Annotated in this window: 8 protein-coding genes; 3 read left to right on the top strand and 5 right to left on the bottom strand. The window is 59.3% G+C overall.

Translation table 11 applies throughout. From position 1 onward, the window contains the following. Positions 1-3: 3 nt before the first annotated feature. Both GJ700_RS16340 and GJ700_RS16335 read right to left on the bottom strand, forming a co-directional pair. Positions 4-6,780, bottom strand: a complete 6,777-nt coding sequence (locus GJ700_RS16340) for an Ig-like domain-containing protein (RefSeq protein ID WP_154375674.1) — start codon at positions 6,778-6,780, stop codon at positions 4-6. Positions 6,781-6,919: 139 nt separating this feature from the next. Further along, on the bottom strand, positions 6,920-7,702 hold the full coding sequence (locus GJ700_RS16335) for an exodeoxyribonuclease III (RefSeq protein ID WP_154375672.1): 783 nt from the start codon (positions 7,700-7,702) through the stop codon (positions 6,920-6,922). Positions 7,703-7,781: 79 nt separating this feature from the next. Between GJ700_RS16335 and pyrE the strand changes: the two genes are divergently transcribed. The 3 genes from pyrE (at position 7,782) to GJ700_RS16320 (ending at position 9,788) form a co-directional block, all read left to right on the top strand. Further along, positions 7,782-8,447, top strand: a complete 666-nt coding sequence (pyrE, locus tag GJ700_RS16330) for an orotate phosphoribosyltransferase (RefSeq protein WP_371867989.1) — start codon at positions 7,782-7,784, stop codon at positions 8,445-8,447. A 100-nt stretch (positions 8,448-8,547) separates the two neighbouring features. After that, on the top strand, positions 8,548-8,922 hold the full coding sequence (locus tag GJ700_RS16325; protein WP_154375670.1) for a DUF4279 domain-containing protein: 375 nt from the start codon (positions 8,548-8,550) through the stop codon (positions 8,920-8,922). 5 nt (positions 8,923-8,927) lie between these two features. After that, positions 8,928-9,788: an alpha/beta fold hydrolase gene (locus GJ700_RS16320; RefSeq protein WP_154375668.1), complete on the top strand. Its 861-nt coding sequence runs from the start codon at positions 8,928-8,930 to the stop codon at positions 9,786-9,788. Positions 9,789-9,995: 207 nt separating this feature from the next. On the opposite strand, the gene gatB is transcribed toward GJ700_RS16320, so the two are convergent. From gatB to gatC, 3 genes are read right to left on the bottom strand one after another with little or no spacing between them, the layout of a single operon-like run. Further along, positions 9,996-11,459: an Asp-tRNA(Asn)/Glu-tRNA(Gln) amidotransferase subunit GatB gene (gene gatB / locus GJ700_RS16315; protein WP_154375666.1), complete on the bottom strand. Its 1,464-nt coding sequence runs from the start codon at positions 11,457-11,459 to the stop codon at positions 9,996-9,998. A 33-nt stretch (positions 11,460-11,492) separates the two neighbouring features. After that, positions 11,493-12,962, bottom strand: a complete 1,470-nt coding sequence (gatA, locus tag GJ700_RS16310) for an Asp-tRNA(Asn)/Glu-tRNA(Gln) amidotransferase subunit GatA (RefSeq protein ID WP_154375664.1) — start codon at positions 12,960-12,962, stop codon at positions 11,493-11,495. Between the two features lie 58 nt (positions 12,963-13,020). Next, complete coding sequence (gatC, locus tag GJ700_RS16305) at positions 13,021-13,320, bottom strand: Asp-tRNA(Asn)/Glu-tRNA(Gln) amidotransferase subunit GatC (RefSeq protein WP_154375662.1); 300 nt, start codon at positions 13,318-13,320, stop codon at positions 13,021-13,023. Positions 13,321-13,348: the final 28 nt, after the last annotated feature.

The raw sequence follows: 13,348 nt of genomic DNA, 5'->3' as shown, positions 1-13,348 counted from the left end.
GGGTCAGGAGGCAATCCCGAGCAGCTGGATGTCGTTGTCCAGTATGAACGTGATGCTGGTGTCGGACTTCAACTGGTACTTGTTGTAGCCGAGGATCTGGATCCAGGTGGCGGATTCCCACAGCGAGCTGTCGTAATACAGCGTGTCCGTGCTGTCGCCTTCGAAGCGGATATTGTCCGTATCGGACATGGCCTGGATTGCCGCACCCGAGATGGTCAATGTGTTGCTGGTGCCGAGCGAGATCTTTTCAATGCTGGTCACGTTCGACGTCAAATTGGCCAGCGTCAGCGTCTGGCTGGATACGCCCAGGATCAATTCATCGGTGCCGTCCGTGCCGCCGTCAATCAGTCCGCTCAGCGTGCCGGACAGGCTGGCGTTCACTGTGAACTTGTCACTGCCATTCTCACCATACAGCGAGCTGCCCAGCGTGCTGACGGTGAACTCATCGCCGCCATCGCCGCCGTGCACGGTATTGCTGGCCCCGGAAATCGTAATGGTGTCGCCATCCGTCCCTGCATCGACCGTGTTGTGGCTGCCGTTGACGTTGATCGTGTCGCTGCCGCCTTCGCCGTACACCTTGTTGTACGTGCTGCCGCTCTGGATGTTTACCGCGTCGTTGCCGTAGCCTGTATAGACCGTGTTTTCAGTGCCGCTGACGTCGACCGTGTCGTTGCCCAGCAGCGTATACAGCACCTTGCTGCCGGTGGCCGTGTGGTTGCCCGCATAGCCGTCGCCATAATAGACGGTGTAGCCGGACACGCCGTCATTCGTGCCGAGGTTGCCGGCCTTGTCCGTCGCGCGCAAGCCGATTTCGCCCCCTTCGGCAATCGCGACACTGTTAATGGTCCAGCCCTGATAGGTGGTGGAATCCGCCTTTTTCCACGTGCTGCCGTCCGTGGTGTATTCGAAGAATTCCTCGTCCAGGTTGAATTCGCCGTCCATGTAGCCACTGATGAGGGTGAGCGGGATGACGGTACCCAGGCCGAAGAAGGACGGGAAGGACGACGTGCTGGAGTGACCGGTTGGCGCTTCGGTGTCGATGGTCCAGTCGTCGCTTATCGTGGTGGACGTGCTTTCATAGCCCGCCACATCGTATTGCCGGAACTGGATGCCTCCGGCGTAATACGTGTCGTCCGGCAGTTCGAACGAATACGTCGTCGCATTCGACGGCACCGCCAATGTGGTCCAACTGACGTCGTCGCTGGTCAGCTTGTACTGCAAGTAGCTTGCGGTAATGCCGGAAATGGTCAGCGTATTATTGTTCGTGAAGTGATCGTCGTCCGTGCCGCTGTGGCTGGCGTAAGTCGATTCCGTCAGCGACAGCGTCACGGCGGACGGTGTCACGGGAACCGGTTCCGACTCGGTCGTGAAAGTCAGCAGCGACGTGCCGATCGACAGGCTGTTGCCCGCCGTATCGGCCAGCGGCGCGTTGTATACAGCCACGCCATAGCTGTCGCTGTATTGCAGCGAGCCCGACAGCGATAGCGTGACGGTATGCGTGGTGGGGTTGTAAGTGCCCGTGTTGCCGCTGAGGGCTTCGAACACGATTTCACGGAGATCCTGCGTGGTGCCGCTATTGCTGATCTTGAAGCCGGTCTGCGAATTGGTGACCAGCGCTTCACTGAATGTCAGCGTAATCGAACTGGTGTCGATGCCGATGCTGCTGGCACTGCCCGACGGTGAACTGGACGACAGGGTCGGCGCCGTCGTGTCGATGGTGACCGACAGGGCGCTGCTGGACGTGCCGGTATTGCCCGCCTTGTCCACCGCCTGCAATGCCAGCGTATGGGTGGCGTCCGTCAGCGAAGTCAATTCAATGGAAATGTCCGCGGCCGAGGCGCCGTAGTCGGATGCGATGACCGTGTGCGATCCCACGACAGCATTGCCATTGGACGTGTCGATGATTTGCAGGACATCGCCCGCCGCCAGGCCGCTGGTATTGGCGACATTGAAGGTGACGGTCGGCGTGCTGTCGTTGGTGATGTTGTCCGTGCTGCTGGTGCCGCTGTCGCTGGCGGCAGCCAGGTCCAGCGTTTTGCCGGACATCGACGCGATGGTCTTGTCGATCGTGATGCTGAGCGACGAGCTTTGCGTCCCGGTATTGCCGGCCGCATCGCGTGCGCGCAGCACCAGCGCATGCGTGCCTTCGGTCAGTACACTGGTTGGCGTCACAAAGATCGAACTGCCGTAGGCGCCCAGCGCCGCGCTTTCAATCGTGTACGTGCCGAGGATGGCGTTACTGTTGGACGTATCGAGCACGTCGACATAATCGCCTGCCGTCAGGCCGGAGCTGGCCAGGCTGAATGTGATGGTCGGCGTGTCATCCTTGGTGATATTGTCGAAAGAAGTGCCTTCCGCAGCGGAATTGTACGAATCGCTTTCGCTGTACAGGTCCGGCGTTTTGCTGGCCAGCGAGCCCGGGACTTGCGTGTCATAGGAGAACGCAAGCAGCGTGGACTGCGTTGGACCGGCGTTGCCGCTGGGGTCGGAAATACTCAGGGCATTCAAGGTGACGCTGCCGGAACCGCTGGCGCTGGCCGTCGGCGTCAGCGTTGCGGTCCAGGTGGTGCCGCCATCCGCGCTGGTAAAGGCGCCCAGGCTGCCGCCCGATACGGTGAAGTCGCTGGCCAGCGGCGTATCCGTGACGGCCTCGGACAAGGTCAGGGTCAAGGTGGCGGTCTGGCCGCTGATCAGCGTGGTGTCGTTCAGCGACAGCGTGGCGCTGGGCGCCGTGGCGTCGGCGCGGTAACTGAACTCCTGCGACACCGAGGCACTGGCGGGGCCGCTGTTGCCCGCCAGATCGGTCACGCTGGCTGCGGCCAGCGCGATGCCGCCGGACGCGGTGGGCGTCAGCGTGCCGGTCCAGGTGATGTTGTCGGTGGAGGACAGGCTGCTCAGCGTACCGCCGCTGACAGTGAAGTCGGTGGTTACCAGTCCCGTCACCTGTTCACTGAAGACCAGTGTCACGGTGGCGGTTTCCCCGGCGGTCAGCGACGAGTCGCTCAGGCCGATCGACGACAGGGTTGGCGCGGACTGGTCCAGCGTGTAGATCTGGCTGTAAGTAGTGCTGGTGGTGACGCCGTTCGTCACGCGCGCCATCAGTGTGCTGCTGGCGCTGATGGTCTGGCCGGACAATGTCCAGCTTGTGCCGCTGGTGGTGGCATCGGTCCAGGTATCGCCGCCGTTGAGCGATACCTGCACTTTTTCACCGCTGGCCAATGCGGCCGACAGCGTGCCGGTAATGTCTTGCGACGTCAGGTTGGTGATGAAGTCACTGGTGCTGTTGCCGGCGTCATTGGACATGTCGATCGAATCGACCACGGCGGTCGGCGCCGCGTTATAGGTGAAGTTGACGCTGACCGAACTGTCCGGACCGCTGTTACCGGCGCTATCGGTGACGCTGGACGAATACAGTTGCACTTCGCCCGAGCCATTGCTGGACGGTGTCAACGTCGCCGTCCATGTGATGCCGCCATCGCTGCTTGCCAGGCCGCTGAGCGTGCCGCTGGACTTGAAATCCGCCGTGGTCAGTCCCGTCACCGCTTCGCTGAACGTGATGGTGACAGTGGCGGTTTCACCCGTGATCAGCACGGCATCCGACAGCGTGATGGTTGCAGTCGGTGCTGCGGTATCGACTGAATAGTTCGACGACGACGTGGTGCCGCTGCCGGTATTGCCCGACGCATCCTGCACGCCTGTGTTGTCCAGCGTGATGGTGTTGGTCGTGTCCTCGATGCTGGTGGACGGCGTGAACGTGCCGGTCCACGTGATGCCATCGCTCGACGTGAGCGACGATACCGTGCCATTGGCCACGGTCAGATCGGCGGAAGTCAGGCCCGTTACGGCTTCGCTGAAGGTAATCGTGACGGTCGCAGTTTCGCCTGCTTTCAGCGCTGTATCCGACAGCGCGATCGTTGCGGTCGGACGCACGGTGGCCACCGTGTAATTGTCCGACGAGGTGGCGCCAGTACCGGCGTTGCCTGCGGAGTCCGTGATGGCGGTATTGTCCAGCGTGACGACGTTGGTGCTGTCGTCCACGGAGCCCGATGGCGTCAGCGTGGCGGTCCACGTGATATTGTCGGACGAGCTGAGCGCCGACAGCGTGCCGTTGGCCACAGTCACATCGGCCGTGGAAAACCCGGTCACTGCTTCGCTGAAGGTGAACGTCACGGTGGTGGTTTCACCTGCCGTCAGCGCGCTGTCCGCGATGGTAATGGCGGCGGTGGGGCGTTCCGTGTCGACCGTATAGTTGGCCGAACTGGTGCTGCCGGAACCGCTGTTGCCTGACGAATTGGCCACGCCGGTATTGTCCAGCGTGATGATGTTGGTGGTGTCTTCGATGCCGGACGTTGGCGTCAGCGTGGCGGTCCACGTGATGCCGTTATCGCTGGTCACCGGTGTCGACAGTGAGCCGTGCTCCACGCTGAAATCGGCGGCGGTCAGTCCCGTTACCGCTTCCGAGAACGTGATGGTGACGGCAGGCGTGTCGCCCACTTTCAACGCCGTGTCGGCCACGCTAATGGTAGCGGTGGGGCGCACGGTGGCGACCGTGTAATTGTCCGACGTGGTGGTGCCGGCGCCGGCATTGCCCGACGCATTCTTGATAACGCTATTGCTCAGCGTAATGACGTTGGTCGTGGCATGAGTGGAGGCCGACGGCGTCAATGTACCGGTCCACGTGATACCGCCATCGGAACTGGAGAACGATGACAGTGCGCCGTGACCCGCCGACAGGGCGGAAGTGGGCAATTCCGTCACCGCTTCGCTGAAGGTGATGGTCACGGTGGTGGAGTCACCCGCTGCCAATGCCGTGTCGGCAATGGCAATGGTGGCGGTCGGCCGCTTGGTGGACACCGTGTAATTATCCGACGATGTGGCGCCGGTACCGGCATTGCCGGCCAGGTCCGCGATGCCGGTATTGTCCAGCGTGATGCCGTTCGTGCTGTCATGCACGTGCGCCGTTGGCGTCAGCGTGGCGGTCCACGTGGTGCCGCCGTCGGCCGAGCTCAGCGACGACAATGTGCCGTTGCCTATCGTCACGTCGGCGGTCGTGAAGCCGGTTACAGCTTCGCTGAAGGTGAATGTCACCGTGGTGGTTTCGCCGGCAAGCAGCGCCGTATCCGCGATGGCAATGGAGGCGGTTGGACGCACCGTGTCAACGGTGTAGTTTGCCGACGTGGCGCTACCCGAACCCGCGTTGCCCGCGATGTCGGTCACGCCGGCCTTGTTCACCGTGATGACATTGGTGGCGTCCGTGGTCGATGCGCTCGGCGTGAACGTCGCGGTCCACGTGATGCCACCGTCCGTCGAACTGACGGTGGACAGCGTACCGTTGGCTACGGTGATGTCGTCATTGGTGAAGCCGGTCACGGCTTCGCCAAATTTGATCGTCACCAGCGATGTTTCACCGGCGGCCAGTGCACTGTCGGCCAACGTGACCGTCGCGGTCGGTGCGGCCTGGTCCAACGTGTATTCCTCGGACACTGGATTGCTGTACGTGTAGCCATTGGTGACGCGGGCTTTCAGTGTATTGCTGGCGCTGATCGTCGTGGCGGGGATGCTCCATTCGCCGCCGGCCGATGTGGCTTTAGTCCATGTCGCGCCATTGTCCAGCGACACTTCGACATATTCACTGCCGGCCAGGGTGCCGGTATAGGTGCCGGAGATGGTTTGCGCGGTGACGTTGGTAATGAAATCGCTGGCGCTGGAACCCGAATCCTTCATGCTGACGGTGGCGACCGTGGCAGTTGGCGCATCCGGCACGGTGCTGTAGTTGAACGACTGGCTGCTATCGTTGGCCGGACCACTGTTGCCTGCCACATCGACGCCGCTGCCAGCCTTCAGCGTAATCTGGCCCGTGCTATTGGCGACGCCCATGGTCGGCGTCAGCTTGGCGGTCCAGGTTTTGCAATCGACGGACATGGCCAGGTCGGACAGTTCGCCGCCCGTGACAGCGAAGTCGGCAATCTTCAGCCCCGTGACGGCTTCATTGAAGGCGATGGTCACGGTCGTGGTTTCACCCGCCACCAGGTCGGCATCGGCCACGGTGATCGATGCCACCGTGGGCGCGTCGGTATCAAAGGTATAAGCCTGGCGCGCCGCCTGCGAAAAGTGGCCGGCGGCATCGGTGACGCGCGCCACGACGGTGCTGCTGCCGGTCAGGGTGCCCGCAGCGCTCCATGTATGGCTGTCGGCATCGACTGTGGCGTCGATCCACGTGCCGCCATTGTCCAGCGATACCTTGATGCTGTCGCCGGCCGCCAGCGTACCGCTGTATTTGCCGCTGACGGTTTGGGCGGCGCTCTTCGTGATGAAATCGGTGGCGCTGGCGCCCGTGTCCGCCGACAGTGTGATGCCGCTGTCGACCACTGCGGACGGTACAGCCGTGGCGGACGTCGCGAATTGGAGCTTGCTGGTGTCCGTCAGGCCAGAATACGCATTGCCATCCTCGTCCTGCAAGACGCCCGCCGCCATTTGCACGCTGTAGCTTTTACCCGGTGACAGATTCGTATCCAGACGGATGGTGACCGTATCGCCGGAGATCGTGACCTTGGACGTATCCGTGATATCGACGGTGCGGGTATCCGTGGCGCCAATCAGGCGCGTACGCAACGTGCCGTCCTTGCCCATATATGTCTGCGTCGCACCGTCGGTGATGGTGATCAGGCCCGTGCCGGCGGCAATGATTTTATTGAAATCAAGTACCAGGCTGGCGCTGGCGGCGCCGGTGCTGTTCGAATAGGTGGGAGTAATCGTGGGCAGCGCAGTCGAAACGGACATGGTCAACTCGGAAGGGACAGAAGCGGTATCGTATAGTATCAAAGAAGCGCCAATGTTTGCGCAATGGAAATCAATATTTCACTTTTTTAACTACTTGAATACACAAACCGCCCCGGGCGGGGCGGTGGAGACCTGGTCGTTATGCGGCGATCAACGGGTGATAGTCGATGATCAGGGGCGCATGGTCGGAAAAGCGTTCTTCCTTATAGATGGCCACCTGGTGCGCCTTGCCGGCGATTCCGGGCGTTGCAACATGATAGTCAATACGCCACCCCACGTTTTTGGCCCAGGCCTGGCCGCGGTTGCTCCACCACGTATATTGTTCTTCGCGCGGGTCGAGTCCCCGGTGCACGTCGACGAAGCCTACTTCATCGAACACGCGCGTCAGCCACTCGCGCTCTTCCGGCAGGAAGCCGGAATTCTTTTTGTTACCTTTCCAGTTCTTCAAGTCGATTTCTTTATGGGCGATGTTCCAGTCGCCGCAAATGACGACTTCACGGCCTTCCGCGTGCAATTGTTGTAAATGCACGATAAACGCATCCATGAAGCGGAACTTGGCTTCCTGGCGCTCGGGGCCGGACGAACCGGACGGGCAATACACGGAAATCACCGTCAGCGGGCCGAAGTCACAGCGCACATAGCGGCCTTCCGCATCGAATTCCTCATTGCCAAAGCCGATCAGCACCGCATCCGGCGCGATCTTGCTGTAGACGCCCGTGCCGGAGTAACCCTTCTTCACTGCGTAATGGAAATGGCCGTGGTAGCCGCCCGGATTCAGGAATTCTTCCGTCATGTCGTCGGCTTGCGCCTTGAGCTCCTGTACACAGACGAAGTCGGCATCCTGGGCCGCCATCCAGGTGAAAAAGCCTTTTTTGGATGCGGAACGGATCCCGTTCAAGTTCGCGGAAATGATTTTTGGCATGGTGAAGATTAGGGAAGGGGGGTGTGTTGGCCGTGCCTGCGGATTAAAATACAGGCACTTACTATATTAAGAGGCAACTGTGAAAAATTTACGGCAAGAGTTTATCGCGTTTTCAGTGGCGACGGGAGTGTTGCGTTTTGGTGAATTCACCACCAAGGCGGGCCGCCCATCCCCGTACTTCTTCAATGCGGGCTTGTTCCACGACGGCGCCACTTTGGCGCAACTGGCGCAATTCTATGCGCAAACGCTGCTCGACTCCGGCATCGAATTCGACATGCTGTTCGGTCCGGCCTACAAAGGCATCACCCTGGCATCGGCCACCGCCGTGGCGCTGGCCGGCAAAGGCCGCAACACCTCGTTTGCCTTCAACCGCAAGGAAGCCAAGGACCACGGCGAAGGCGGCACCATCGTGGGTGCCAAACTGCAAGGCAAGGTCGTCATCATCGACGACGTGATTTCCGCCGGCACGTCCGTGCGTGAATCCGTGCAAATGATCCGCGCCGCCGGTGCCGAGCCGTGCGCCGTGCTGATCGCGCTGGACCGCATGGAGCGGGGCGCGAAGGATGGCGTGATGTCGGAATTGTCCGCCGTGCAGGAAGTGACGAAAAACTATGGCATTCCAGTGATTTCCATCGGCAACCTGGATGACTTGTTCACCTACCTGTCCGGTGCGGCAGCGGACCCGTCTTTGCAGGAATATAAAGAAAAGGTCGCGGCATACCGTAGTCAGTATGGCGTAGCATAAATCCCACGATGCGCTGCCGGGTCATCTCGGTGGCGCGCTGCGGGCGGCCGGCTGGTGTAGACTTGTTTTGCTTTTCTGAAATATTGGAATTGGAGCAAGAATGAACATTGCAACGTTAAAGGTGTACGGAGACGACGATGCGCTGGCTGACGTCCGCGACGGTTTGCCAGTCGAGCCGGACAGTGACTGGAAAAAAGGCGACGTGCGTCCGGACGGACGCGTGCGCATAGATTCAGGCTTTTATGTCAACCTGGCGGCTGAAACCGATCCGGCCATGCTGATCAAACAAGTGCATGGTTTTTTAACTGAATGCCAGGCGCGCGGGATTGATTTCAATGCGGCGCCGATTGCCGCTGAATTGCGCATCGCCTATACCGCTGGCGCGGCAGCCGCCGGCGTACCTTCCCTCGATTTTTCTTTGGCTGAATTGAATCTGCTGATTGAAATGGGGATTACCCTCAGTATCACCTCATGAGCAGCATGCGATTTTCCGAAGACAGGCTGGCCCGCTTTAAAGGCCGAGATGGTGCGGATCGCACTATTCACATCTGGGAGCCATCCCAACCCCGTGCAGTGATTATGGCGTTCCATGGCGCATTGGCGCATGCCGGTGATTATGTCATGCCGGGATTATATTTCCGCAATCACGATGTCGCGGTGGTCGGATATGACCAGTGCGGCCATGATGGAAAGAAGCGCGCCGATATTCCCGATTTCGATATTTTCCTCGATGATGCGGAATTGTTCCTGCAATGGGTGAAAAAGAATTATCCTGGATTGCCGATATTTATCATGGGCCATTCCATGGGCGGTTTGATTGCCACGAAATTTGGCCTGGAACGGTTGAAACGCAGTGACGATGACGTCAAAGGGTTTATTTTGTCATCGCCGTATTATGTGAATGCCGTCAAGATTTCACCGGTACTGCAAAAAATGTCGGGCTTGCTGGCGAAGCTGGTGCCGAAAATGAAAGTGCCGGTCGCGTCGTTTACCGATGTGCTGACGCATGATGCGGCGATTACCGCGCGCCATCATGTCGATGAGCAGGATGCCATCCGCGCATCGGAATTGACGGTGCGTTTTGGCCATGCATTGAGCGAAGCGCAAAAAGGATTGGCGGCGCAAATTCCCACCTGGCGCATGCCGTTATATGTCGTGGTGGCGGGGGATGACAAGCTGGCCGACAGCAAGGCGGCGGAATCCATGCTGAAAACCATAGGTGGCGATTTATTGCGTTATCGCTTCGAGGCGCAGAATTACCACGAGAATTTCAACGAGACCAATCGCGCGGATATCTTTGCCGATATCCTGGGCTGGATGCAGCCGCGCATTGCAGCTTAATCTCTTTCTTTTAATTCCCTGATTGATATCTCTCATGCATGCGTTTCGATAACGCATGCAGGGCGGCTTGGCTGCGCCAAACCGCCCTAGGGGTGTAATTTCGCGGATTTTATGCCAATAATTGGCGTGATCAAGCCAGTTTCTGACGTTAAAGTCGAAAAAAACGGCGCCCGCAGGCGCCGTTCGTGACTCACGCTATTGAAACAATCAGCCTTCAGCCAATTTCTTTTTCAGCAGTTCCGTCAATTGGGCTGGATTCGCTTTACCCTTCGACGCTTTCATTGCCTGGCCGATCAGCGCATTAATGGCTGCTTCCTTGCCGGCACGGTATTGCTCGACAGATTTGGCATTGTTTGCCAGCACTTCCACTACGATGGCTTCCAGTGCGCCGGTATCGGAAATCTGTTTCAGACCCTTCTTGTCGATAATCGCATCGACCAGGTTTTCATCATCCGAGTTTTCTGCCCACATATCGCCAAAGATTTCCTTGGCAATCTTGTTGGAAATCGTGCCATCGGCAATACGCTTCAGCATGTTGGCCAATTGGCCCGGTTTCACTGGTGAGGCGCCGATGTCCGTGTTTTCACGATTCAAGGTCGACGACACATCGCCCATCAGCCAGTTGGCGGCAGCCTTGGCATTTTCCTTGCCGGCTTTGGCCACCACGGCTTCAAAATACAGCGCCATATCTTTCGACGCCGTCAGGATCAATGCATCATATTCCGGCAGGCTGAATTCATTGATGAAGCGGTCGCGTTTTACTGCTGGCAATTCCGGCATATCGGCTTTGACGTCCGCAATCCATTGTTCGGAAATCGTCAATGGCGGCAAATCCGGATCCGGGAAATAGCGGTAATCCTGCGCATCTTCTTTCGAGCGCATCTGGCGCGTTTCTTTTTTATCCGGATCATACAAGCGGGTTGCCTGCACCACCTGGCCGCCATCTTCGATCAATTCAATCTGGCGGCGCACTTCGACATTGACGGCTTCTTCAATAAACCGGAACGAATTCAGGTTTTTGATTTCGCAGCGGGTGCCGAATTCCTTTTGGCCTTTCGGACGCACGGAAACGTTAATATCGCAGCGGAACGAACCTTCCTGCATATTGCCGTCGCAAATACCCAGCCACATGACGAGGCCGTGCAATGCCTTGCAATAAGCGACAGCTTCCGCCGCGCTGCTCATTTCAGGCTCGGAAACAATTTCCAGTAATGGCGTACCGGCGCGATTCAAATCAATGCCGGACATGCCATGATAATCCTCGTGCAAGGATTTACCGGCATCTTCTTCCAGGTGCGCGCGGGTCAGGTTGACCGTCTTGGTGACGAACTTGCCGTCCTTTTCATAGCCGAACGTCAGCGTGCCGCCCTGTACCACCGGGTCTTCGAACTGGCTGATTTGATAGCCTTTTGGCAAATCCGGATAGAAGTAATTCTTGCGCGCAAAGATCGATTGCGGCGCAATTTTTGCGCCCACAGCCAGGCCGAAGCGGATGGCCCGGTCCACGGCTTTCTTGTTCATGACCGGCAGCACGCCCGGCAGGGCCAGGTCAACCGGGCTCGCTTGCGTATTGGCTTCGGCGCCGAAAGCGGTTGGCGAACCGCTGAAGATTTTGGATTCGGTAGTGAGCTGAACGTGGTTCTCAATACCGATGACGACTTCCCATTCCATATTTGTATCTCGCTATTAGGTTACACGCCGGGCTTAGACGCCTGCGGGGGCTTGCTTGTGCCAGTCGGTGGCCAGTTGGTACTGGTGGGCAACGTTCAGCAGCTTGGCTTCGGCAAAGTAATTGCCGATGATTTGCAGGCCGACCGGGCGCTGATTAGCGCCAAAGCCGCATGGAATCGACATGCCCGGCAAACCTGCCAGGCTGGTCGACAGCGTATAAATGTCGGCCAGGTAGTTGGCGACCGGATCGGATTTGGAACCCAGGTCCCACGCCACAGTCGGCGCCACCGGGCCCATGATGACGTCGCAGACAGCGTCCGGACCGTTCAATACCGCCTCAAAATCCTGCTGGATCAGGCGGCGGATACGCTGCGCCTTCAGGTAATACGCGTCGTAGTAGCCGTGGCACAGCACATAGGTGCCCACCATGATGCGGCGCTGTACTTCCGGGCCGAAACCTTCGGCGCGGGTTTTCTTGTACATGTCCTGCAAGTCTTTGTAGCCGTCGGCGCGGTGGCCGAAGCGGACGCCGTCAAAGCGCGACAGGTTGGACGACGCTTCCGCCGGCGCAATCATGTAGTAGGCGGGAATCGACAGCTTGGTGTTTGGCAGCGAGATATCCACCAGCGTGGCGCCCAGTTGCACGTACTGGTCCAGCGCGGCTTTTACCGCGGCGGCCACGTCGGCCGCCAGGCCTTCGCCGAAGTATTCTTTTGGCACGCCGATGCGCAAACCAGTCAAAGGCTGGTCCAGGTCGCGGCTGAAATCTTCGTCGATGCCGCCTTGTTCCGGCATCAGGCTGGTGGAGTCGCGTTCATCGAAGCCGGCCATGGCCGACAGCAGCAACGCGCAATCTTCCGCGGTTTGCGCCATCGGACCACCCTGGTCCAGCGACGACGCGAACGCGATCATGCCGAAGCGCGAGACGCGGCCATAGGTCGGCTTGATCCCCGTGATGCCGCAGAACGACGCCGGCTGGCGGATCGAGCCGCCCGTGTCGGTGCCGGTCACGCCTGGCGCCAGGCGCGCCGCCACAGCGGCGGCGGAACCGCCGGACGAACCGCCCGGCACGGCTTTGTGGTCCCACGGGTTTTTCACCGGGCCGAAAGCGGAGTTTTCATTGGCGGAACCCATCGCGAATTCGTCGCAATTGAGCTTGCCCAGCGAAACCATGCCGGCGGCCTTGAATTTGGCCACCACGGTCGCGTCGAACGGGCTGACATAATTGGCCAGCATTTTCGAGCCCGCCGTCGAGCGCCAGTTTTTCGTCACGAAAATATCTTTGTGGGCAATCGGCACGCCCGTCAGCGGGGTGGCGGTGCCGGCGGCGATGCGCGCATCCGCTTCGGCGGCTTCCGCCAGGGTCAGGGCGCGGTCGACGTGCAGGAAGGCATTCAGATCGCTTTTTTCGATACGGTCCAGGAAATGCGTCGCCAGTTGTACGGCGCTCACTTCTTTCTTCTGCAGGAGCTGCGACAGCTCTTTGATGGTTTTGTTATGCATGGGATTTAATCAGGATATTCAAGTACGGACGCAAGGCGAGTGCGGACGGGGCGAATGATCAGTCGATAACCTTCGGCACCAGATACAGGCCGTCTTCCGTTTTTGGCGCGACTTTTTGATAGTCTTCACGCAAATTAGGCTCCGTTGCCGCATCTTCACGGAGGCGCAGCGCCACGTTCATGTGCGCGGCCAGCGGGTGGCTCAAAGGGGCAACGCCACCGGTGTCCACAGCCTGCATTTGCTCGGCCAGCGCGAAGATGCCGTTCAGCTCTTCCAGGGCGGTGGCGGCGTGGGTTTCGCTCATTTCCAGTTGCGCCAGGTTGGCAATACGTTTTACGTCGGATAGTGTCAGGGACATAGTGCGGGATTGCGCGCTGGGCGCGCCG

Origin of the sequence: Pseudoduganella rivuli, assembly GCF_009674485.1 — a bacterium.
Classification (GTDB): Bacteria; Pseudomonadota; Gammaproteobacteria; order Burkholderiales; family Burkholderiaceae_D; genus Rugamonas; species Rugamonas rivuli_B.
The sequence above is the reverse complement of the archived record's forward strand: the minus strand, read 5'-3'. Positions and strand labels throughout refer to the sequence as shown.